This is a genomic window from Lacrimispora sp. 210928-DFI.3.58 (genome assembly GCF_020554865.1).
In the GTDB taxonomy this organism is placed as follows: domain Bacteria; phylum Bacillota; class Clostridia; order Lachnospirales; family Lachnospiraceae; genus Enterocloster.
In genome coordinates this window covers 82,187-105,463 of the sequence record NZ_JAJCIC010000014.1, presented here as the reverse complement: position 1 = coordinate 105,463, position 23,277 = coordinate 82,187, and the positions used below count along the sequence as shown (strand labels likewise).

23 protein-coding genes are annotated in these 23,277 nt (G+C 50.4%); 18 read left to right on the top strand and 5 right to left on the bottom strand.

Annotation, left to right across the window (positions count from 1 at the left end; genetic code table 11):
• Window positions 1–71: 71 nt before the first annotated feature.
• From LIZ87_RS10755 to LIZ87_RS10745, 3 genes are read right to left on the bottom strand one after another with little or no spacing between them, the layout of a single operon-like run.
• Window positions 72–1,412 (bottom strand): GntP family permease, encoded by a 1,341-nt coding sequence (locus tag LIZ87_RS10755; RefSeq protein ID WP_178313558.1) that lies wholly within the window; start codon window positions 1,410–1,412, stop codon window positions 72–74.
• Window positions 1,413–1,437: 25 nt separating this feature from the next.
• The gene (locus LIZ87_RS10750) at window positions 1,438–2,586 is read right to left on the bottom strand and encodes a CdaR family transcriptional regulator (RefSeq protein ID WP_178313560.1); all 1,149 of its coding nucleotides are present in this window, start codon (window positions 2,584–2,586) and stop codon (window positions 1,438–1,440) included.
• Window positions 2,587–2,612: 26 nt separating this feature from the next.
• Window positions 2,613–3,443: an MBL fold metallo-hydrolase gene (locus LIZ87_RS10745; protein ID WP_227146922.1), complete on the bottom strand. Its 831-nt coding sequence runs from the start codon at window positions 3,441–3,443 to the stop codon at window positions 2,613–2,615.
• A gap of 269 nt (window positions 3,444–3,712) precedes the next feature.
• Here LIZ87_RS10745 and LIZ87_RS10740 point away from each other — a divergent pair, with 269 nt between their 5' ends.
• From LIZ87_RS10740 to LIZ87_RS10705, 8 genes are all read left to right on the top strand, one after another.
• Complete coding sequence (locus LIZ87_RS10740) at window positions 3,713–4,417, top strand: response regulator transcription factor (protein WP_178316984.1); 705 nt, start codon at window positions 3,713–3,715, stop codon at window positions 4,415–4,417.
• The gene (locus LIZ87_RS10735) at window positions 4,407–5,543 is read left to right on the top strand and encodes a sensor histidine kinase (protein WP_178316983.1); all 1,137 of its coding nucleotides are present in this window, start codon (window positions 4,407–4,409) and stop codon (window positions 5,541–5,543) included. Before LIZ87_RS10740 ends, LIZ87_RS10735 begins: the two co-directional genes overlap by 11 nt.
• A 42-nt stretch (window positions 5,544–5,585) precedes the next feature.
• The gene (locus LIZ87_RS10730; protein WP_227146919.1) at window positions 5,586–8,105 is read left to right on the top strand and encodes a hypothetical protein; all 2,520 of its coding nucleotides are present in this window, start codon (window positions 5,586–5,588) and stop codon (window positions 8,103–8,105) included.
• Window positions 8,105–9,067, top strand: a complete 963-nt coding sequence (locus LIZ87_RS10725) for an ABC transporter ATP-binding protein (RefSeq protein WP_178316985.1) — start codon at window positions 8,105–8,107, stop codon at window positions 9,065–9,067. Before LIZ87_RS10730 ends, LIZ87_RS10725 begins: the two co-directional genes overlap by 1 nt.
• Entirely contained in the window at window positions 9,045–9,959 is a 915-nt protein-coding gene (locus tag LIZ87_RS10720; RefSeq protein ID WP_178316981.1) for an ABC transporter permease, read from the top strand. Before LIZ87_RS10725 ends, LIZ87_RS10720 begins: the two co-directional genes overlap by 23 nt.
• Before the next feature lie 3 nt (window positions 9,960–9,962).
• Window positions 9,963–11,033: a YgzB family protein gene (locus tag LIZ87_RS10715; RefSeq protein ID WP_227146914.1), complete on the top strand. Its 1,071-nt coding sequence runs from the start codon at window positions 9,963–9,965 to the stop codon at window positions 11,031–11,033.
• 11 nt (window positions 11,034–11,044) lie between these two features.
• A complete protein-coding gene (locus tag LIZ87_RS10710; RefSeq protein WP_227146911.1) occupies window positions 11,045–11,923 on the top strand; it encodes a TPM domain-containing protein in 879 nt (292 codons plus the stop codon).
• 225 nt (window positions 11,924–12,148) lie between these two features.
• A complete protein-coding gene (locus LIZ87_RS10705) occupies window positions 12,149–12,430 on the top strand; it encodes a GIY-YIG nuclease family protein (RefSeq protein ID WP_178316539.1) in 282 nt (93 codons plus the stop codon).
• Window positions 12,431–12,458: 28 nt separating this feature from the next.
• On the opposite strand, the gene trhA is transcribed toward LIZ87_RS10705, so the two are convergent.
• Complete coding sequence (gene trhA / locus LIZ87_RS10700) at window positions 12,459–13,127, bottom strand: PAQR family membrane homeostasis protein TrhA (protein WP_178316538.1); 669 nt, start codon at window positions 13,125–13,127, stop codon at window positions 12,459–12,461.
• Between the two features lie 25 nt (window positions 13,128–13,152).
• Here trhA and LIZ87_RS10695 point away from each other — a divergent pair, with 25 nt between their 5' ends.
• From LIZ87_RS10695 to LIZ87_RS10680, 4 genes are all read left to right on the top strand, one after another.
• Window positions 13,153–13,353 carry a hypothetical protein gene (locus LIZ87_RS10695; protein WP_227146907.1) on the top strand — a complete coding sequence of 67 codons (201 nt, stop codon included), beginning with the start codon at window positions 13,153–13,155 and terminating at the stop codon, window positions 13,351–13,353.
• An 80-nt stretch (window positions 13,354–13,433) separates the two neighbouring features.
• Entirely contained in the window at window positions 13,434–13,694 is a 261-nt protein-coding gene (locus tag LIZ87_RS10690; RefSeq protein WP_227146904.1) for a hypothetical protein, read from the top strand.
• The gene (locus LIZ87_RS10685; RefSeq protein ID WP_227146900.1) at window positions 13,675–13,824 is read left to right on the top strand and encodes a hypothetical protein; all 150 of its coding nucleotides are present in this window, start codon (window positions 13,675–13,677) and stop codon (window positions 13,822–13,824) included. Before LIZ87_RS10690 ends, LIZ87_RS10685 begins: the two co-directional genes overlap by 20 nt.
• A 5-nt stretch (window positions 13,825–13,829) precedes the next feature.
• Window positions 13,830–14,681 (top strand): RluA family pseudouridine synthase, encoded by an 852-nt coding sequence (locus LIZ87_RS10680; protein WP_178316536.1) that lies wholly within the window; start codon window positions 13,830–13,832, stop codon window positions 14,679–14,681.
• A gap of 21 nt (window positions 14,682–14,702) precedes the next feature.
• On the opposite strand, the gene LIZ87_RS10675 is transcribed toward LIZ87_RS10680, so the two are convergent.
• Complete coding sequence (locus tag LIZ87_RS10675) at window positions 14,703–16,256, bottom strand: ABC-F family ATP-binding cassette domain-containing protein (protein ID WP_227146899.1); 1,554 nt, start codon at window positions 16,254–16,256, stop codon at window positions 14,703–14,705.
• A 175-nt stretch (window positions 16,257–16,431) separates the two neighbouring features.
• Between LIZ87_RS10675 and LIZ87_RS10670 the strand changes: the two genes are divergently transcribed.
• The 6 genes from LIZ87_RS10670 (at window position 16,432) to LIZ87_RS10645 (ending at window position 22,767) form a co-directional block, all read left to right on the top strand.
• Window positions 16,432–17,640: an ROK family transcriptional regulator gene (locus LIZ87_RS10670; RefSeq protein ID WP_178316535.1), complete on the top strand. Its 1,209-nt coding sequence runs from the start codon at window positions 16,432–16,434 to the stop codon at window positions 17,638–17,640.
• Between the two features lie 14 nt (window positions 17,641–17,654).
• Window positions 17,655–18,476, top strand: a complete 822-nt coding sequence (locus LIZ87_RS10665; protein ID WP_178316534.1) for a sugar phosphate isomerase/epimerase family protein — start codon at window positions 17,655–17,657, stop codon at window positions 18,474–18,476.
• A gap of 31 nt (window positions 18,477–18,507) precedes the next feature.
• Window positions 18,508–19,518 (top strand): Gfo/Idh/MocA family protein, encoded by a 1,011-nt coding sequence (locus tag LIZ87_RS10660; protein ID WP_178316533.1) that lies wholly within the window; start codon window positions 18,508–18,510, stop codon window positions 19,516–19,518.
• Window positions 19,519–19,537: 19 nt separating this feature from the next.
• Window positions 19,538–20,422: a carbohydrate ABC transporter permease gene (locus tag LIZ87_RS10655; protein WP_178316532.1), complete on the top strand. Its 885-nt coding sequence runs from the start codon at window positions 19,538–19,540 to the stop codon at window positions 20,420–20,422.
• Window positions 20,423–20,425: 3 nt separating this feature from the next.
• Entirely contained in the window at window positions 20,426–21,256 is an 831-nt protein-coding gene (locus LIZ87_RS10650; RefSeq protein WP_178316531.1) for a carbohydrate ABC transporter permease, read from the top strand.
• 92 nt (window positions 21,257–21,348) lie between these two features.
• On the top strand, window positions 21,349–22,767 hold the full coding sequence (locus LIZ87_RS10645; protein WP_178316530.1) for an ABC transporter substrate-binding protein: 1,419 nt from the start codon (window positions 21,349–21,351) through the stop codon (window positions 22,765–22,767).
• The last annotated feature ends 510 nt before the right edge of the window (window positions 22,768–23,277 follow it).

Below are 23,277 nucleotides of genomic sequence, written 5' to 3'. Positions count from 1 at the left end.
CGGTACGCACGGTGGTATGAGAGGACGGCGGTTAATCACCGCCTCCTACTCGATTCAAAGCCCTATATGATCTAGATCAATATCAGGGACAGGATAAACACGATAATAATGGTCGTGATGCCCATGACTCCGGTCATGCCGGTCTGGCAGGTATAGGCATCCTTTGTCTCCATGTCGGAGAACTGGGATACGACCCAGAAGTAGGAGTCGTTTGCATGGGATACGGTCATGGAGCCGGCTCCGATGGCCATGATGACCAGGACCTTTGCCAGACTGGAGGTGAAGCCCAGGGCGGGCATCAGGGGAGCCATCATAGCGGAGGTGGTGATCATAGCCACGGTGGAGGCGCCCATTGCTGTCTTCAGGAGGGCTGCAATAAGGAAAGGCAGGAATACACCTACGCCCAAGCCGAGCAGGGATGCGCTCAAGGCATCTGCGATGGGCAGCTTCTGGAGGATAGCGCCAAAGGAGCCGCCTGCGCCTGTGATGGCCAGGATCCCGGCAGAGTTGGTTACGCCCTCTGTGATCCAGGAAAGAGCATTTTTCTTCTCATTGGCAGGGATCAACGTCATGGACAGGAACACGCCTAATATCAGGGCGATCACCGGATTGCCGACAAAGGAGAAGAACATCTTCACAGGGCCGTCTCCAAAGGGGGCGCTGGGGAAGTCTCCTATGGACTTTAACGCGATCAGGATAATAGGAAGCAGGATGGGGGAGAAGCTGTGCAGAGCGCCGGGAAGCTTGCCGTATTTCTGGAGCAGCTCATCCACTGTGTACTCAGGGTTTGCCGGGATATCGATCTTGGAGGAAACCTTCTTCGCATAGAAAAGGGCAGCTGCAGTTGCCGGAATGGAGATGAGAAGGCCCACCAGAATGGTAAGACCCAGGTCTGCCTCCAGAGTGCCGGCCATGGCGATGGGGCCGGGTGTGGGGGGAACCAGACAGTGGGTGGCATATAAGCCTCCGGAAAGGGCGGTTGCCATGACAGCCAGTGATACGTTGCTCTGGCTTGCCAGAGCCCTGGAAATGGGGCTTAAGATGACGAAGCCGGAGTCACAGAATACAGGGATACCTGTGATGTAGCCGGTGATCGCCATGGTGAGCACACTGTTCTTTCTGCCAACCAGCTTTAAGATGGTATTGGCCATGGTCAGGGCGGCACCTGTCTTCTCAAGTATGGTTCCTATGATGGTTCCGCAGAGGATAACGATACCGATACTGGCAAGGATATTTCCAAAGCCGCTCTTGACCGTATTGATGACCTCCTCCGTTGGAATGCCGCACACAAGGCCTACTGCGATGGCCACAACGGTCAGCACGATAAACGGATGCTGGTTAAATTTGGAAATGGCGATCACCATGCAGATGACTGCCAGAAAGATAACTGCAAAAATAAATATACCTGACATAAAAACATACCTCCTAGTATGATAGTTATACCTGCTCTGCCGGATGGTACAAAAGGATCAGGCGGATGAAGAATTCCCTTGCAAAAGGCGTCTCCCCCTCCAGCCCTAAAAGGCTGTAGAGGCGCTTCATCCTGTAAAGCAGCGTATTTTTGTGAATGTGGAGCCGCTGGGAAGCCTTCTGCACGCTTCCATTTACCTGATAATAAATGTGAGCTGTTGTCAGAAGGATCCGGGCCTGCTGTTCATCCTGGCTGGAGCAGAGCCTGTGATACAGCTCCTGGGCCTGGGGCTCCCCGCCGTGTATCAGTGATTTGTACATCAGATACCGTATCCTGAATTCGGTGTCGTCAATGCAGCAGAAGGGCTCATTGCTCACAGCAAGGAGGGCATTGGCCTCCTTCATTCCCCCAGGAATGGCTTCAAGACGGCTGCAAATGCTGCTGACCGCCACGCGGCAGCCCTTTTCGTGGCTGGCAGTTTCTGCGATCTTCTGTATAGCAGACTGCTCCTTTGACGCTTCGCCCCCCTGACTGCGTATGATCACATAATCATTTTCCTGGATCCCGAATACATCGTGCCTGCGGTCTAAGGCTCCCTGCCACAGCAGGTTCTGGAACATCTGGGAAAAGCGGATCAGATGCTCCTGGGGAGACTCGCCCTCCGGCGCTCTCAAAATAATGACCCGGACGGGATAGGCAAGCTGAAGTGAAAGCAGGACGGAAAGCTGGGAAATGGCCTCAAGCTGTCCGGTATCTCCTAAGAGAAGAAGCCTTAAAAGCTGGCTGCGGACCTCAGTCTCCACATTCTGCCTCTGAGCCATGGATTGGAGGGAAAACTGCTGGGTCACATATACCCGCAGCAGGTTTGCCACATCCTTTACCTCGCTGGGACACCCGAAGATCCCCACCACGCCGATCAGCTCATCCTTCAGAAAGATGGGCATATTGTAGCCCTCTTTGGCTCCGGGGTATTGTGAGAGGGCCTTTCGTTCAATGAGGACAGGCCTTCCTGTGGCGATGACCTCGGCCGCCCCCTGATGGAAGCTGCCTATGCGGTCCTTTTCCGTAGAGGCGATAATGATGGCATTCCGGTCCATGATATTGATGGTCCGTCCTCCTACCAAAGCAGAAGTGGCTTCCACAAAGTCCTGGGTCAGATTAGAAAATTCTAGCATGGAAGATACCTCTCTTATGTGTGTGGTTACAAAAACAGACAGTCGCCTGCTCCGAGATATACGGTATTCAGTTCCGTTTCCTCCTTCATCATCTCTATGAGAAGGGGGCCGGAGCAGTGGTTGAAGCCGATGAGGCTGATTCCCATCCCCTTCATGACAGATATGGTCTTTTCAATGCGCTCCCGGCCTGCCTCTACCAGGTGGGTTCCGCCGACCACGGCCCGGATGGGCTTTTTAAAATAATTCTGAACGTGCTCAAGGATGTTGAGGATGCCGGGATGGCTGCATCCGAGGATGACAATAAGGCTTCCCTTCTCCTCCACTGCCAGGCAGATCTCGTCCTCAAACAGATCAGGGGAAAAGCGGTCTCCTGTGCGGAGGACGAAGCGCTCCGGAATGGTCTCAAAGGCCCATTTCCTCTCAAAGCCTCCCAGCGCCCAGCAGTTTTTTGTCAGCTGAAGGACGGGGGCAGCTTCCAGGCAGGAGATCCCCTTCTCCTCCAGATAATGAGGTCCGAAGCCGGTGCCCAGATAGGTAGCCCTGATCCCCTCCAGGGCATACTTTTCCGTAAAAAAGCCAGGGCCTGTCACAAGGGGGCAGGTCAGTCCGGACTCTGCAAAAAAGGGATATCCCCCTGCATGGTCATAGTGCCCATGGCTTCCCACGGCGTAATCCATCTCCTCAGGGCGGATGTTCAGCTTTCGGGCATTTTCCAGCGCGTGGATGCCTGCTCCGAAATCAAAGAGGATGCGTCTGCCCTCTGTTTCAATGCAGAAGCACAGGCCGTGTTCTGAGTGCAGGGCCTTGTGAGCACTGGACAGGTTGTCCATAATTGTTGTGATCTTTATCGCATTCACCTCCTTAAAAAAATAAAATTTTTATAAAATTCATTATAGCATAGTTCCATTTTTTTACTATTGTGACGGAACACAAAGATTTGCAAAAAAAAGAGATTTATAGCAATTTTTTACATAATTTGCATAAATGCCTGAGACAGAATATGAAATTTAGGAGAAAATATGCGCTTGTAACAGAAATTCCCACATTTTTTCAAGAAAAAAGTAAGGAAAAGGTTCATATATTATGTTAGAATAAATATGAAATGAACGTAAGAGGAGGGGAAATCATGCCCGATATTAATATTCTGGTTGTAGATGATGAGAAAGAGATTGCGGACTTAATAGAAATCTACCTTGTCAGCGATGGCTATAAGGTTTTTAAGGCGGAGAATGCGGCAGGAGGCCTGGAGATCCTCGGAAAGGAGGATATCCACCTGGTGCTCCTTGACATCATGATGCCGGGGATGAACGGCCTGGAAATGTGCAAAAAGATCAGGGAGACGAACAATATCCCCATTATCATGCTGAGCGCCAAATCCACAGACTTAGACAAGATACTGGGACTGGGGACAGGGGCAGATGACTATGTGGTAAAGCCCTTTAATCCGCTGGAGCTCACAGCCAGGGTCAAATCCCAGCTGCGCCGTTATACACAGCTCAATCCCAACAGCGCCGCCAGAGAAAAGGCAGGCAATGAGATCACCATCAAGGGGATGACGATCAACAAGGATAATCACAAGGTCATTGTGGAGGATGAGGAGATCAAGCTGACCCCGATCGAATTTGATATCTTATATTTGCTGGCATCCAATCCCGGCAAGGTATTCAGTACGGATGAGATTTTTGAGAAGGTTTGGAATGAAAAAGTCTATGAGGCCAACAATACGGTCATGGTACATATCAGGCGTTTAAGAGGAAAGATGAAGGAAGATACCAGGCAGAATAAGATCATCACAACTGTGTGGGGAGTAGGATACAAAATTGAAAAGTGATATGAGCCGCCGTTACCGCACCAGAGTGCTGACGAATATTGTATACAGCGCCATCATTTCCTGCCTGGTGGAGGTTTTCCTGGTGACGAACCTCACGATGATCGCCAGGTATCTGGAGGGATCAGGGAGGCTGAACCTGTTTGTGGAGGCAGTCTTAGAGAACTCTGTGGCAGTGGTGCTGGTCTATGTGATATCAGGGCTTCTGCTCTTTGCCGTTACCTTTATGATACTCCAGGAGCCCTACATACGCTATATCAGCCGCATATCCGATGCAGTTGAGAGCATTTCCCAGGGAAACTTAAATACGACCGTAGATGTGATCGGAGATGACGAGTTTTCCGGCATGGCAGCCAATTTAAACAAGATGGCAGAGGATATCCGCAATCTTATGGACAAGGAGAGGGAATCCGAGCGGACGAAAAATGAGCTTATCACCAATGTGGCCCATGATCTGCGGACACCTCTCACCTCTATTATCGGGTATTTGGAGCTTCTGGCCGGCAACTGTACCATTGCACCGGAGATGCAGCACAAATACATAGAAATTGCATATGGAAAAGCCAGACGGTTAGAAAAGCTGATAGAGGACCTGTTTGGATTTACAAAGCTGAATTACGGAAAGATCGCCATGCATGTGGGGCAGCTTGATATTGTAAAGCTTTTAAGCCAGCTTTTGGAGGAGGCCTACCCAAACTTTGTGGAGAAGGGCCTTTCCTATGATCTTCAGAGCAATGTGCCGGCAAAGGTGATCAATGCAGACGGCAATCTTCTTGCCCGTCTTTTTGATAATCTCATTGGAAATGCGATCAAATACGGAGCAGACGGCAAGCGGGTATTGGTAAAGGTGCATGGAGGAGAGGAGATTGTAACCGTATCCGTGACCAATTACGGCTATGTGATCCCCCCCGATGAGCTGCCCCTGATTTTTAATAAGTTTTACCGGGTGGAGCAGTCGCGCTCCAGCAGCACAGGAGGCACAGGGCTGGGCCTTGCGATCGCAAAGGAGATCGTGGATATGCACGGCGGAGCCATCAGCGTTGCCAGTGATCTGAACGGCACGGTATTTACCGTAAAACTGAAGGTTCATTTTGATATTAATCAGGAAAATTTCGGAACGATCAGTTGACACATCCGGGATTCGTACACCAGGATGTGCAGGGAGAACAGAATGAAGAAATTTAATATGAGAAGGGCGCTGAAAGGCACCCTTTTTGCCATGGTACTGTCATTGTCAGTGCCTCTTGCAGCTTTTGGAGAAGAGGCGGACGGGATAAACGAAGTCCGGGAGGCAGATGCAGGGGAAAGCCTGACAGAGGGGCCATTGTCTCTGGATGTCACATACGGATATCAGAATACGGCGAAAAGCGGCCGTTTTCTTCCTCTTTCGATCACCATTGACAACCATACGGAGGAGGAATTTAAAGGCAGCCTCTGTGTAAAGGCCATGGAGCCTGACTTCAGAGGCTATTCCGGCCAGGTGGAGTACGATACATACCAGTATGAATACCCCATCGAGATCCCTGCCTCAGGCAGGAGCGTTAAGTCCGTCAGCATTTCTCTGGGGCCTAAGGTGGATCAGATGTATCTGGGCGTGGTGGATGAGTCGGGAAAGGAAATCCTCAGGAAGCGTCTGAAGCTGAACCTGAATGTGGATATGGCAGAGCTGTTTATCGGAGTCTTAAGTGATACCCCGGACAGGCTTACATATTTTAATAATGCAGGAATTAATTACAGCACGCTCCGCACAAGAACCATTGAGATGACCCCGGAGACCCTTCCGGCGACAGAGCTGGGCTTGGATCAGCTGGATGTGCTGCTTATTACCAATTTTGACACGGGAAAGCTGTCCGGCCAGCAGACAGAGGCTGTATGGGAGTGGGTGCAGGATGGAGGCCTTCTGCTTTTGGGAACAGGCGAAAGGGGCAGCGATACCCTTAGGGCTTTCAGCTCACAGCTTTTGGAATATCCTGTACCTCAGCCGGGGCTCTATGAAGTCAACATGGGGGTGGAATACGCGGTGGACGGGCCGGAGGGAGCCACCATCCCCCTTACCTGCACAGAGGTCTCAGTAAAGGGAGGAAGCGAGTTCTTTTCCAGCGACGCTCTGTCTGTTCTCTCCGGTGTGACAGTGGGAAACGGCATGGCGGCAGTGGCCATCTATGACTTTAAGGATATCGAGGAATTCTGCCAGGAAAACCGCTCATATATTGACCGGCTGTTTACCACACTGCTGGGAGAAGATAAGATAAACCAGCTTTTAAGCGCAGTGGACAGCAGTACGTCCAGCCAGTTCTGGGCGGTTCAGGGCCTGATCAATACAGGGGATGTCAACAAGCTTCCAAGGGTGGAGCTGTATGTGATCCTGGCATTGGCCTATGTGGGATTGGCAGGGCCGGGGCTCTATTTCTTCTTAAAGCAGAGGGAACTGAGCCGGTATTATCAGCCGGTAGTGGCATTGTTATCCATCTGCTGTACAGGCATGGTACTTCTCATGGGAACCTCCACAAGGTTCACAGGGCCCTTTTTCACCTATGCGACCATACGGGATGGAGACTCTAAAGGAGTGGAGGAGACCACTTACATCAATATGAGAGCGCCTTACAACAGGCCCTATTCCGTAGAGATCGATCCTTCCTACACCATGTATCCGATCACAGGAAGCCTTTATTATAACGGGATGGCTCTGCCGTGGTTTACGGGAGAGGAAGAGCCCTCTGTTGCGATCCGCTATGGGGAGGACTGTACGCGGATCACAGCTGACAGCATCGGTGCATTTCATTCCAAATATTTCCGTCTGGAGCGCCACCAGGATCATTCCGGAGAGGAAGGCTTTACCGGGACAGTGAATGCCTTTGAGGGGGAGGTCACAGGGACCCTCACCAACAATTTCGGACAGGCAGTGGAGGATGTGGCAGTCCTTTTGTACAATCAGATCATACTGGTCGGCAGCATGGAGCCGGGAGAGACAGTGGATCTGGCAGATATCAAGCCAATGTATGGAGCCGCCAATTTTGGATATGCTATGGCCGCCCAGATCACGGGAGCCTCCAGATACCGTCAGAATGGGGATATCAGCGACAAGGCCTATGTGGAGGCGCTGGAGAGGACGAATCTTTTATCTTTCTATATTGAGCGGTATCTGTCCGCCTACCACACAGAGGCGCAGGTAGTCGGATTTGGCAGGGATAAGGAGGAGACTCAGTTCCTCAAAAAGCCTGTATATGAGACATACGGCTGTACGCTGCTCACCTCCTCTATTGATGTGGATTATGAGAGGGACGGATATATTTACAGGACAGCGATGCAGAAGCAGCCTCATGTGCTGTCAGGGGATTATTATGCAGCTAATAACACGATCTACGGGCTGACTCCGGTGATCCTGGAATATTATCTGGGAAATGACATGGAAGTGGATAAGCTGGATCTCATCTGGCCCAGCGAGGAGGTAAAGGAGAACCTTCGGTATTATTATACAGTTCCCTTTGAGGGCGGCATGTATTTTTACAATTATAATACAGGAAATTATGATTCGGTGGATATTTCCGTAGCAGAGTACAGCAGGGAGAAGCTGGAGCCCTACCTGTCTCCCGGTAATACCCTGACAGTGAAATATATCTATGACACAGCGGGGGATTATACCTGGAATATCGTGCTGCCTGTGCTCACTGTGACAGGAAGGAGCAAATGATGCTGGAGATCAGAGGATTACATAAGATATATGGAAAATATCATGCCTTAAGCGGCCTGGACATGAGGGTGGATACGGGTGCCCTCTATGGATTTGTGGGGCCCAACGGAGCAGGGAAGACGACAACGATCAAGATCATGACCGGCCTGCTCGCTGCAGATGAAGGTGCTGTGTTGGTTGACGGCAATGATGCTCTGCAGGATATCAGGAAGTTTAAAGCCATGATCGGATATGTGCCGGATTTTTTCGGCGTGTATGATAACCTGACAGTGTCGGAATACATGGAGTTTTTTGCTTCCTGCTACCGTCTGGACGGGCTGGTGGCCAGGAAGCGGTATACGGCCCTTTTGGAGCAGGTGGGGCTGGAGGATAAGCTGGATTTTTATGTGGATGGCCTGTCCAGGGGAATGAAGCAGAGGCTTTGCCTTGCCAGAGCACTGATTCATGATCCCTCCCTTCTGATATTGGATGAGCCCACCTCCGGCCTGGATCCCAGGACGAGATTTGAGTTCAAGGAGATCTTAAAGGATCTGAGGGAAGCCGGGAAGACCATCATCATAAGCTCCCATGTGCTGTCAGAGCTGTCGGAGATGTGTACGGATATCGGGATCATTGATCAGGGGCGTATGGTTCTGGAGGGAAATATTGACCATATCCTGTCCAGGGTCAATACCTCCAACCCCCTGGTAATATCCGTTTACAGCAATATGGAAAAGGCTCTGGCAATTTTAAAGAGCCATCCTGCTGTCCAGACCATTTCCTTGAGGGAGCAGGATATCAGCGTGCGCTTTTTGGGCGATGCCCAGGACGAGGCCCTTCTGCTCCAGCAGCTGATCGACGGCGATGTGCTGGTCAATGGCTTTATAAGAGAGAAGGGAAGTCTTGAGTCTGTGTTTATGCAGCTGACAGATCATGAAGAGGAAAGGGTGGTGACGTCCTATGATGCGGAATCCGGTCTATAACCGTGAAATGCGGGTGAGCTCAAGGAGCATCCGCCTGCCTATGATCCTGCTGCTTTTTAACGGCATTCTTTCCATGGTATCGCTGCTCAATATGTATTCTGTGGTGAAGCAGGTAAAGGCAAGTGCAGTGATCCAATACAGCAGTTTCATGGATATGTATGAATTTGTCACTACGATTGAGTTTATCCTGCTGATGCTCATTGTACCTGCTGTGACGGCTGCCAGCATCAGCAGCGAGAGGGAGCGGCAGACGCTGGAGCTGATGCTGACAACACAGATGACGGCATTTCAGGTAGTCATGGGAAAGCTTTTAAGTTCCTTAAGTACACTGCTTCTCCTGATCCTGTCAGGAATGCCCGCGGTGGCTATGGTGTTTGTGTATGGGGGGATCACCTGGCTGGATGCCATATCCCTTTTCCTGTGTTATATTACGGTGGCCTTTTTTGCCGGGAGCGTGGGCATCTGTTTTTCCGCCATGCTGAAACGCTCCACTGTTTCAACCGTAGTTACATATGGGGTGATGATCGCTGTGGCTGCCGGAACGTATTTTATCAACAAGTTTGCCCTGTCCCTCTCGGCAATGAGCCTGAACCAGACAGCCGTCATGTATGCGCTGGGGGAGAAGATGGCGACACCCTCCTCCGGAGGAGTGTTCTATCTGTTCCTTTTGAATCCGGCGGTGACATTTTTTGCGATCATAAGCAGACAGACAGGGAGCAATTCACCGATGTTCGAGATCTGTGGCCGGTTCGGGATGGAGTCCTCCGGCTTTGTGATGGAGCATTGGATCCCTATCAGCATATTGCTCCAGCTGGCAGTGGGAGTGGTCCTGATCGTTCTTGCGGTCCGCTGTGTGGAGCCTGTGAAAAAGCGTCATAAGAAACGGAGATAGCGTATGGCAGTTTTATCTTACAAATGTCCAAATTGCGGAGGAGGGCTCATTTTCAGCCCTTCCTCCCAGAAATTCCTCTGTGAATACTGTATGTCAGAGTTTGATGAAGAACAGCTGAAGGAGATGGAGCCGGAGAGTGCCGTGGAGGAACAGGCAGAGGACGAAGAGGCAAAGGAAGGGCAGAATGACGGGGAAGCCGGACCAGTGCTGTACATATGCCCCAGCTGCGGAGCACAGATCGTGACAGATGCCACTACTGCGGCTTCCTTTTGCTACTACTGCCACAATCCGGTCGTGCTTTCCAAGCGGCTGGAGGGTGAATTCCAGCCGGATTATGTGGTGCCCTTCCAGATTGACAGGAAGAAGGCGGAGGAGATCTTTTCCCAATGGATAGGCAAAAAGCGGTTTGTGCCGGATGCATTTTATAACAAACACCAGATCGAGATGATGAGCGGTATTTATTTTCCGTATTGGGTGTACGGCTGCCGGGTGTCAGGGGATTATGAAGCCCAGGGAAGCAGGATCAGGGTTTGGGAAGCTGCCGGTATGCGCTACACGGAGACAAAGGTTTACGATATCAGCCGCCAGGGCGATATGGATGTGGATTTTGTGACCAGAAATGCGCTCAGAAAGGCAAACAGGAAGCTGGTGGACAATGTGCTTCCCTACAGGCTGGAGGAGAGAACGGATTTCCACGAGGGGTATCTGGCCGGCTTTATGGCGGAGAACCGGGATATGGAGAAGCAGGAGTTTGTATCCGAGGTCCAGTCGGAGATAAGGAGCTTTGCCCTTTCAAATCTGGATGCACAGGCGGCGGGTTATACCAATGTGCGCGTGAACCGCAGAGAGATACAGGTCTCGGAGGAGGAGTGGCATTTTGCCCTGCTTCCCGTGTGGACGATGACCTATAAGGACAAGGCAGATGGGAAGATATACTATTTTGCCTTAAACGGCCAGACAGGAAAGACCGCCGGGGAGCTGCCTGTGGATAAAAGGAAGCTGGGAATGCTGTTTGTGTCTGTGTTCCTGCCATTGTTCATATTGATGCTGATCGGGGGGTATTTTATAGGATGAGGAAACGGGGAATGAAGCAGTTTTTGCTGGGATGCCTGCTTTCAGCGGCGCTGGTCTTATCCTGGGCCAGCGGATCGGATGTGCTGGCGGCGGAGGGGCAGAGGCTGTTTGATGAGGCAGGATTATTTTCGTCAAAGGAGGCCGGAGAGCTGGAGGCTGCCATTGATGGCTTCCGTGAGGAGACGGGAATGGACGCAGCGGTAGTGTCTGCCTACAATGATTGGGAGAAGACGGCGGAGGAGTATGCGGATGATTTTTATGATCAGAATGGCTTTGGAGCAGGAAAAGAAGCCACCGGTGTGCTCCTGCTGTTTTATATGGACGGGCCGGAGGAGACGGGAGGAGAGTTCTGTATCTCTACCTCCGGGGATATGATACGTATTTTGACAGATGACAGGCTTTATCAGATAGAGGATGATATCGCGGATCATCTGGGAAATCGTGATTTTTCCGGGGCGTCAGCCGTGTTTTTGGAGGATGTGGCCGGATATGTGGATAAAGGGATCCAGTCGGGGCAGTATAATTATGACAGGGATACGGGAAAGATCAGCGTGTATAAGAGTATACGGTGGTATGAGGCAGCTGTTGCGTTTGCTGTGTCTTTTGCGGCGGCAGCCGGCGTCTGCCTGGGTGTGAACAGGAGCTACCGTATGGAGGAGACGGGAAGGCAGCGGGAGAACAGCCTGCTGGCCTACAGGGCGGGCGCTGCGTTCCGTTTCCGGGCATCGGAGGACAAAATGGTGAACAAATTTGTGACCTCTGTGCTGATCCCAAAGCCCACAGCACATTCCTCCTCCGGGCGTTCCGGGGGGAGGAGCTCTTCCGGGCGCAGCACGACCCACCGCTCCGGCAGCGGGCGCAGCCATGGCGGAGGCGGAAGAAGGTTTTAGAGAGGCACATTTTGGCTGGGTGCGCGATATAATATGGTATGGGGTTTATGGCAGCCCAGCCGGAGCTTTTCAGGAAATACGATGGCAAAGCTCCGGGCTGCATTGCGCATCCAGCTGGTGCTTTATCATAGATGACAGGTTTGACCTGGGCGGTGATGACGTTTGATACGTTGTTGCCGTTTACATATACTGGCTGTGCCGGGAGACAAAAGGATGGATCAAGGGATGAATTACACGTATATTTTAACCTGTTCAGACGGGACGTTTTACTGCGGGTGGACCAATGACCTGGACAAGCGTCTGAAAGCCCATAATGCCGGAACCGGGGCGAAGTATACAAAGCCCAGGAGGCCGGTGGTATTGTCCTATTACGAAGCCTTTGAGACAAAGGAGGAGGCCATGAGGAGAGAGTGGGCGATCAAGCATTTGACGAGAAGAAAAAAGGAGGCGCTCCTGAAGGGATTTGAAGGGAGCAGGGAGAAAAAGCCATCTGATCGGAAGCTTTGAGGCGTTGGATCAGGTGGCTTTTTTGTGGTTATGCTACGAAGCAGTACATCATGACGTAGTGGCACAGGCTTCCGCCCATGACGAAAAGGTGAAAGATCTCATGGGAACCGAAGTATTTGCATTTGGCGTTGAAAAGAGGCAGCTTTAATGCATATATGATGCCGCCTACGGTGTAAATAATGCCTCCGGCCAGAAGCCAGCGGAAACCTGCTTTCGGCAGGGCGTTTATGATCTTGGTGAATGCGAGGACGCAGACCCAGCCCATGGCAATGTAGATGAGGGAGGAAAACCATTTGGGACAGGTGATCCAGCAGGCGTTGATGAGAATGCCGATGATGGCAATGCCCCATACTAAGGCCAACAGGGACCAGCCTGTTTTGTCTCCCAGGACAATGAGGCATACCGGGGTGTAGGTTCCTGCAATGAGGATGAAGATCATCATGTGGTCGATCTTGCGCAGGAGCTTGTTGATGGCAGGGGAAATGTCCAATGTGTGGTATATGGTGCTGGCTGCGTAGAGGCCGATCATGCTCAGGATGAATATGGTGAGGGCGGTGGTGTGGAATTGGGTGGGATCCTGGGCGCTTTTTATGAGGAGCGGGGTGGCGGCGATGATGGCCAAGATCATGGCAATGAAGTGGGTGATGGCGCTGCCGGGGTCTTTTATTTTGGAGAGAAGGGATGGATGGGTTGTCATGTGGGTACCTCCTTTTGAATAATGGTTGTTATTTAAAACTGTGTTATGTAGTATTGAAAACTATGTATTTTTGTATTATATACTATACTATAGTGGGGAGGATTTTGCAAGAGGGTGGGGAACGATTTGTGAGATATTTTTGAATGGTGGGGATGAGGGGAGAGAGGAGTTGGGGAGGTTGAGGGGAAATGGGGGAGTTTTGCGAGGGGGATTTGTGGAAATTTGAGGGTGGGAGGGGGAGGCGCCTCCCAGCGAAGGGAATAGGCGAAGGGAATAGGCGAAGGGGACGCGCGAAGCGGAGGGGCCATGGCCCCTCCGCTTCACGCTGGGGACTCCTGGCTGGAGGAGGGAGGATGCAGGGACTCCTGGCTGGAGGAGGGAGGATGCAGGGGACCCTGGCTGGAGGAGGGAGGATGCAGGGACTCCTGGCTGGAGGAGGGAGGATGCTGGGAGTCCTGGCTGGAGGAGGGAAGATGCTGGGAGTCCTGGCTGGAGGAGGGAGAATGCAGAGGGCTCTTGGCTGGAGGAGGATGGCGGGGGCCCCTGGATGGGGAGGGAGAAGGATGAAAGGGGGAGTATGGATGGGGATGAGGAGAAGGATGCATTGGGGGGAGTGTTGTGGTATAATTTGGGGGAGAATGGGGTGTGGTGTTTGAAATGGATTGTTTTGGATTGGGATAGATGGAAGGAGATTTGAGTGAGATGCTTTCGGTGATTTATGAGGATATGGATGTGATCGTGGTGAGGAAGCCGGCGGGGGTGGAGGCTCAGGCGGCTAGGGGATTTGAGAGGGATATGGTCAGTGAGATCAGGCGGTATTTGAGTTCTCCACAGGATATCCACAAATTAGCCACAGGAAAGTCCACAAGGGGGAATGGAGGGCAGCCGCCTTATGTGGGAGTTATCCACAGGTTGGATAAGCCGGTTTCCGGGGTGATGGTGTATGGGAAGAATCAGAGGGCTTCTGGGGCGCTTAGTGCCGGGCTTCAGGCGGGAAAGATGGAAAAATGGTATCGGGCTGTGGTTTGTGGAAAACCTGTGGATAACCAGGGGGAGTATGTGGATTATCTGCGCCAGGATAGGAAAAATAATCGGTCGGAGATTGTGGATAAGTCGGTTGGAGAGAGCAAAAAAGCGGTTCTTCGGTATCGTGTTTTGGAGGTTATCCACAGGGAAGTGATGGGAGTGGATAGAGAGTGCTCTCTGGTGGAGATTCAGCTTTTGACGGGAAGACATCACCAGATACGGGTGCAGTTTGCAGGACATGGGACGCCTCTTTTGGGAGATGAGAGGTATGGAAGGGGCTGGGCTCAGGGGAGAAAGCAGGAAAGCGAAATGTCGGAACAGGATGTGCGAAGTGCTGCAGGGGAGGAATGGTTCGGAATGAGAGAGGAGATTGGGGATTATGCAAAAAAGCAGGCTCCCCGCCGGGAAGCCCGCCTGCCTCTTGCACTTTGTGCCTGCCGCCTGGCTTTTTTGCATCCTGTTTCGGGAAAACGGATGGAATTTGAGATAAAGCCGGAAGGCGGGGCGTTTGAATGGTTTACTGTTTGATCTGCCGGGATTTCGGTCGCTTTATTGCCTGAGGGCCCATTCCCGGCAGTCCCATACATCGGTTGCCAGGCCTTCGTAGAATTCGGGCTCATGGCAGATAAGGAGGATGCTGCCTTTGTAAGCCTTCAGGGCACGTTTCAGCTCCTCCTTTGCGTCCACATCCAGATGGTTGGTGGGCTCATCCAGGAGAAGGACGTTTGTCTCGCGGTTGATGAGCTTGCACAGACGCACCTTTGCCTGCTCGCCGCCGCTTAGGACACGCACCTGGCTTTCGATGTGCTTTGTGGTGAGACCGCATTTTGCCAGGGCAGAGCGCACCTGGTACTGGGTGTAGGATGGAAATTCCTTCCAGATCTCTTCCAGGCAGGTGGTGGTATTGCCGGGAGCCATTTCCTGTTCAAAGTAGCCGATGGACAGGTAATCGCCCAGCTCCACGCTGCCGGATAAGGAGGGAGTCAGGCCCAGGATGCTCTTTAAAAGGGTGGTCTTTCCGATACCGTTGGCTCCTACCAGGACGGCCTTCTGTCCCCGCTCCATGAGAAGGTTTAGAGGCCTTGACAGAGGCTCGTCGTAGCCGATGACCAGATCTTTTGTCTCAAAAATACATTTTCCCGGAGTGCGGGCTTCCAGAAAATGGAACTCCGGCTTCGGTTTTTCTTTTGCCAGCTCGATGACCTCCATCTTGTCCAGCTTTTTCTGGCGTGACATTGCCATATTTCTGGTGGCAACCCTGGCCTTGTTGCGGGCAACGAAGTCCTCCAGATTGGCGATCTCCTGCTGCTGGCGCTTGTAGGCAGCCTCCAGCTGTGCTTTTTTGGCTGCATAGACCTCCTGGAATTTATCGTAATCACCTACATAGCGGTCAAGGCGCTGGTTTTCCATGTGATAGATCAGGTTGATAACGCTGTTTAAGAATGGGATGTCGTGGGAGATGAGGATAAAGGCATTCTCATATTCCAGAAGATAGCGCTTCAGCCATTCTATGTGCTGGGCATCCAGGTAGTTGGTGGGCTCATCGAGAAGGAGGATATCCGGCTTCTCCAGTAGAAGCTTGCCTAGGAGAACCTTTGTCCTCTGGCCTCCCGAAAGCTCGGTCACATCCTTGTCCATTCCGATCTCATGAAGTCCAAGGGCACGGCCGACCTCCTCTACCTTGGAGTCAATGATGTAGAAATCATGGGCCATCAAAAGGTCTTGAATGGTGCCCAGCTCCTCCATCATGGAGGCCATTTCCTCCTCATCTGCCTCGCCCATTTTGTCACAGATCTGGTTCATCTGCTCCTCCATCTCAAAAAGAAAGGCAAAGGCGCTTTTTAATACCTGGCGGACAGTCATTCCTTTTTCCAGCACCGTATGCTGGTCTAAGTATCCGGCCCGTACATTCTTTGCCCACTCTACCTTGCCCTCGTCAGGCATAAGCTTACCCGTGATAATATTCATAAAGGTGGACTTCCCCTCCCCGTTAGCCCCAACAAGGCCAATATGCTCACCCTTAAGGAGGCGGAAGGAAACATCATGGAAAATAGCCCGGTCCCCGAAGCCGTGGCTTAAATGTTCGACATTTAAAATACTCATAGCAGATATGAAAAACTCCTTTGATTTCGTACTGTTCCCATTCTACATGAGAAAATGGTTTGTGGCAATCCTGATTTTTTGCAGATAGGTATTGCATATCAGAATTTAATGTGATATACTCAGGACATAATTAGTAAGGTCACTGAACTAATTAATATACGGGGGCAATATTTCAATGGAGATGAAAAAATATAACCAGATCTTAATCAAGAACAACAATAAAAAGCAGGTATATCAGCTTATTGAAGATATCCCTGGAATCAGCAGAACCCAGATCGCAGATCAGATGAAGGTGAGCAAGACAACCGTATCCGCATTGGTAGATGAGCTGATGCAGGAAGGATATGTGGTGGACGAGGGAGCATCGGTGAGCAACCGCCAGGGAAGAAAGCCCAACAGCCTTACGGTGAACAGCCGGGATAATGTTGTGATCGTGTTGAACTGGCATAAGGACAGCTTGGAAATCGGGCTGGTGGATTCCGCCATGAACATTACCATGTGCAGGGAATATGACATGAGGAACAAGGCGGATGCGCTGGCGGAGCTGGGAGCCTGTTTTGAGTCTTTCCAGGAATCCCAGTGTGTGGGTGTCAAGGTAATGGGCGTCTGTGTAATCGTACCTGGCATGATTGATGAAAGGCATGACAAGATCATTTCCGTAGTACTTCCTGCCGGGGAACAGGGCAGCTATCGTATCAGCAGGCTGCGGGAGATGATCAAAGGGTATCCACTGGCTATACTAAATGATACTGCCTGTTTTGCATATGCGGAGAACGCGTTTGGAAATCTGGAAAGCAAAAACTATATTTATATTAATATTAATGACGGCGTAGGCGCAGCCCTGCTCCATGGAGGTGTACTGTTAGGGGGGGCCAGTGGAATGTCGACTCAGTTCGGCCATGTATCGGTGGACAGGAACGGATACCCCTGTATGTGCGGAAACAGGGGATGCCTGGAGAACCAGATCGGAGAGCTGGCCCTTCCCAGACTATTTGAAGAATTTGGTCTGGAAAACAGGAAGATCGCAGGGGAGAAGCTGCTGTTCAAGGATTTGGTGGCACTGGTGAAGGCCGGAGATGCGAAGGCAGAGGCTCTTATGGCCGCTATGGCGGAGGATCTTGCATATGCCCTGTGTAATGCGGCATCTCTTTTCCATCCGGAGGCAGTCATCATTGGCGGTATAGGAAGAAAGCTGGGGGACACATTTTTAGCCATGCTAAAGGAAAAGATGGGGCAGATGGGTTTCCGCCAGTTTGTGTCTGATGTGGATACGGAATACACAACGCTGGGGGAGGCCTCGGTGGTAAGAGGGGCCGCAAAGTATTATATCAACCAATATTTTCGGTTCAATGATATGGACGGGTCACAGTTATTCTGCGGATAAAAGGAGGGTATAAGATGAAGCCATTGGGAATTGCAATTATTGTTCAGGATGATTTTGAGACAACGCTGAAATGGGCAAAGAAAACAGGTTTCTCGAACTGTCAGCTTCAGATCTGGAATATGGGGTATTTGAACAGGGATCACGCTGCATATGTAAAAGGCCTGTTGGAGAAATATGAGATGGAAGCTACCGGCCTATGGTGCGGCTGGCACGGTCCTATCAAATGGGATTTTGCAGAAGGACCGTCAATCCTGGGCATCGTGCCTCCGGAATACAGGGCATCCAGGACAAAGAATCTTCTGGACGGTGCTGCCTATGCCAGAGAGCTGGGGATAAAGGATGTGATCACCCATCTGGGCTTTGTGCCGCTCAACTGCCGTGATGTTAATTACACAGGTGTTGTCAGCATATTGAGATACATTACCGCCGAGCTAAAGGGACAGGGCCAGAATTTCCTTATGGAGACAGGCCAGGAACCGCCCATTGTGCTGAAGCGGCTGATTGATGATGTGGAAGCAGATAATCTGTTTATCAATTATGATCCGGCAAATCTTATGATGTATGGAAATGCGAATCCGATAGATGGCTTGGATATCGTAGGAGAATATGTCCGCAGTGTCCACGCAAAGGATGGAAGCTACCCGGTGGATGGATACGAGCTGGGCACAGAGTATCCCATTGGAAAGGGGAAAGTGGATTTCCCGCGGTTCATACAAAAACTGAAGGACCTTGCGTATGAAGGGCCAATATCAGTTGAGTATGAAATTGTAGCAGGGGATGAAAAACAGAGGCAGGAGATTGCGGAGGGGAAGAAGTATCTTGAGCAGTTGATGTAGTACAGCAGGCATTATGGAAGCGGAGGTATATATGAAAATAGCCATTTGGGGTGCGGGAAAAATGGGACAGGTCCATGGAAACGCATATAAAAAAATGGGGAATGACGTGGAAATCAGCTATGTTATTGAACACGATGCAGACAAGGCAGAAGAATTTGCACATCAGTTCCATTGCAAGGCCCTTACAGATATAAGAAGCCTGGAGAAAGACCATGTGGATGCCATTGATATCTGCCTTCCTACCTGGCTTCACCGGGAGGCCATAGAGCAGGCGGCAGGTATCTGCAGAGGAATATTTTGCGAAAAGCCGGTATGTCTGAACCAGAGAGAATATAACGAATTAAAGTGTCTGGCAAAGGAAAAGGACTGCTTTGTGATGATAGGCCAGGTCATCCGGTTCTGGAGCGGATATGTGAAGGCCAGGGAGCTCCTTTTAAATGGAGATATCGGAAAGCCACGGATGATAACCTGCAAAAGACGCCAGAAGATGCCAGCCTGGTCAAAGGGAAATTGGCTGATGGACAGCCGTTTAAGCGGAGGGATCCTTATGGATTTATGTGTCCATGATGTGGACTATGTGTATTGGATACTGGGTCTGCCGGAGCTGGTTGCGTGTGAAATTGTAAAAAGAGGGGATACTACCCTTCACAGCCTTCTTACATTGACATATGAGGATTGCTGTGCCAGTATTAACGGTTCCTGGGGAATGCCGGAAGGCTTTCATGAAGGCCAATTAGAGGCAGAGCTGGAAATTGTAGGTGACAGAGGGATGCTTATATATAAAAGCGGAAATGAACTGGAACTTATTACAGATTCCGGCAGTATCATGATTCCTTTGCCAAAGGAAGATGGATATGAAAAGGAACTGCGCTATTTTGTACAGTGCGTCAGAGAGAATACATATCCCGCTCAGTCCGATATCTGCTCGGTAGAAGGAACAATGGAAATTTTGTGGGCCGCAGGCCGGGCGTATGGATCAAAGCAAATTGTAAAACTGGAAGAGCGGTATGGGGTTTCGGAGTGTATGAGGGCCGGGGATTGAAAAGAAGGGGGCATTCCATATGTTAAAACACAGCTTTAAGAAAAAACCATATCTGCCCTACATTGCACCGGCGATGACGATCATGACGGTTCTGACTGTATTTCCGACCATATTCCTCTATGTGATCAGTGTGACAAATTATCAGCTGGGATGGGATTTAAGCCGGGTAAAATTTGTATGGTTTAACAACTATTTGCGCTTGTTTTCCGGTGGTGATCCGGACTTTTGGAATGCAGTGTATATCAGCCTTCTCTTTATGGTAATAACAACAGTAATTGAAATGGTCTTTGGCTTTTTCATTGGAAAGCTGTTGTGTGATACGGAGTTTAAGCTAAAGCCGGTAGTATTTGCAATTCTGATCGTTCCCATTGTGATGACTCCAAGCATTGCTGGAAATATTTGGAAGCTTATGCTGAATTCGGAATACGGGATCATAAATTATTTTCTGAACCAGTTAGGCATCCCCAATGTAGCCTGGCTGGATGCCGACAAGGCCTTTACTTCCGTGGTTTTGGCAGATGTGTGGCAGTGGACACCCTTCGTAGCCCTGATCAGCTATGCAGGACTGTGCTCTTTGCCTTCTGACCAGTATGAGGCGGCCAGGATCGATGGAGGCAACGCTTTTCAGCTTTTCCGCTATATTACGCTGCCCTCCCTGCGTCCCCTGATCTTCCTTACCATGATCTTTAGGACGATCGATTCCCTGAAAATCTATGATATGCCTTTTGTACTGACTCAGGGAGGGCCGGGCAATTCCACGGAGTTTTTAAGCCTTCACATATACAGGCTTGCCAATGCCCAAAATGGCCTTATCGGACGGGCTGCTGCCAATGCGATTGTCCTGATGGTCATTTCCACCTGTATCAGTAAGGTGCTGATACACTATCAGAGAAAGGAGGCATAGGGTATGAGCAGAAAACAGAAACGGATAACAGCAGGGATCATTAAGGGAATCATATTTACTCTGGTCTGCCTGTTTTTTATTGCCCCCTATCTGTGGATGGTGCTGATCAGCTTAAAGCCCCGTGTGGATATTTTTGAGCCGGGAAAATTTATTTTTACACCCACCTTGCAGAATTATGACAATATTATCAAAAATGCCCATATTTTGGATTACTTCAAAAACAGCGTGATCGTGTCTGTGATATCCACCGCGATCTCTCTGGTGATCGGATCCTTTGCAGCTTATGGCTTTGCCCGCTTTCATTGGAAAAACAGGGAAAATACGGCGTTCATGGTCTTAAGCCAGAGAATGCTTCCGTCTATGGCAATTGTGATCCCCTATTTCCTTATGGCTATGGCTGGCAGGCTTCTCGATACAAAGATTATTTTGATCATCTGTTACCTGCTGTTCAACATACCGTTCACGATCCTTATGATGAGGGGATTTTTTGAGGACATTCCCGTAGAGATTGAGGATGCGGGCAAGATTGACGGCTGCAGCGGTTTCCAGGTGCTGAAGGAACTGGTATTGCCCTTGTCTCTTCCAGGTCTTACGGCTACTGCTATCTTCTGCCTGATCAATTCCTGGAATGAATTTGTTTTCGCAAATTTCCTTACCAGTGTAAGGGCAAAGACAGTTCCCACCTCAGTAATGCTGTTTTTGTCGGTATCAGGCACAAAATGGGGTGAAATGGCAGCTACAGGAGTTCTGTCCAGCCTTCCGGTGATCATATTCGGTATTGCAGTCCAGAAATACATGATACGCGGCCTTACCTTTGGGGCAGTAAAGGGTTAATTCCCGCGGGGATTACATATTCCGTTGCTTTCAGAGGGAGTGTTGACTTGAACGTTCATATTAAATTTTATAATATAAGGAGGAAAATGGTTATGAAACGAAAGTTATACGTAACAGCTACCGCTGTGATGACAGCATTATCTATGGTAGCATGCAGCTCATCCAACAGTGCGCCTGCCACGGAAGGGGCGACAAAGGCACAGGCCGCAGATACAAAGGCAGCGGAGAGTACGCCGGAGACAGAAGCCGCAGAGACCGCAGATGTTTCTACCCTGGAGGGATGGGGGGCTCTTGTAAAAGAGCAGTATGACGGTACACAGATCGTTGTCTCCATGGCCTCTCATCCGTCCACAGAGGCTTTCCAGTCCATGGCGGATGAATTCACGGCGTTAACTGGAATCCAGGTGGAATGGGATGTGGTGGAACAGACCTACTTAAAGAACAAGCAGCTTTTGGATTTCCAAGGCGCTCACAGCTATGATGTGTTCATGGTGGACAGCTTCTGGAATGCGGAATATGGCTCAAAGCAGGTAGTGCAGCCTTTGGATGAATATCTGGACAATCCCCAGATGACGCCGGACTGGTATGACAAGGAAGATCTGATCCCGGCTTACTGTGATCTGGGAAGGTATCAGGGACAGACCATAGGAATCCCGATTGCCGGTGAGACAAGGTTCCTGGGATACCGCACGGATTTATTTGAAAAATACGGCAAGGAGCCGCCTAAGACCATGGATGAATTTTTAGAGCTGGCCCAGTTCTTTAATGGGAAAGAGGACGGTCTTTATGGAGTGGCTTTAAGGGCTCAGAGAGGCATACACTTTGCATCCGGCTGGCTGACTACCATGTATGCGTTTTGCGACGGTATGATGGATCAAAAGACGTTAGAGCCTAAGATTGACGATCCAGGAGTGGTGGAGTCGCTTCAGTGGTATCTGGATATGCTGGAATGCGCGCCGCCTGATGTATCTACCTATACTCATGAGGAGGCATTGGGAGCATTCATGTCCGGTAAGACGGCTATGTGGCTTGATGCAACGGCAATTGCCTCTGCTATCACAGATCCGGAGCAGTCAAAGATATACGACAAGGTAGCCTTTGCAGCTCCGCCGGATGGTCCTGCCGGAGAATCAGCTGCATTGGCTGACTGGAATATTTCCATTCCAAAGGGAGCGAAGAATCCTGAGGCGGCCTGGGCATTTATGATGTATATGACAAGCCGGGAAAAGAGCATGGATTATGTTTCAAATGGCGGAGCGGCAACACGCTATTCTGTATATGAAAATGAGGAGCTGGTAAAAGAAAATCCATCTTATCCTGCACAATTGGCAGCTCTTGAAAAGGCCAATGGCCTGGTAGAGCGCGGACTGCAGTGGACACCGCCTCACGAGCAGATCAACCAGATGCTGGATATTATGGGAAGCTATGCCTCCAGAGCCCAGGCCGGGGAAATGACTGCCCAGGAGGCCTGTGAGAAGGCCCAGGCAGATGTGTTGGATCTGCTGAACTAAGTTTGTCAAATTAAATGAAACTTTCTCTTGACAATCTGCCCCAAAACGTTTAAACTCAATTCAACTTCATAAGGAACGGAACAGCTTCAAAGGGAGTAGTTTCAATATACCATCAACAAACTCGGTTTTGCATTTGCAGGCCTGGTGGTATGTGCCGTAAGGTTACAAGACTTTTATGCGTTGGTTCCAGATGTATGTCCGCATACATTCTGGAGCCGTCCATAAAAGTCTTTTTTGCATATAGGGAAGTTCTCCTGACTTCCCTATATGACAAAAAGCCCGACGGGCAGGATCGTACTGCGGCGGAGAAGAATTATGCTGCTAAAGCAGCCTGCCGCAGGCGGAGAATCCTGCAAAGCAAGATTCTTTGTAACTGTTCAGTAGATCTGCGCACTTGCTGCGCTGACCGTAAGATAACCTGAGCTGGAAGGCAAAAATCCCATCGCCGAAGCCGATTTTAAATGGATTTTTGCTCGTAACTGTGAGGGTGCTGAACAGTTACGATTCTTT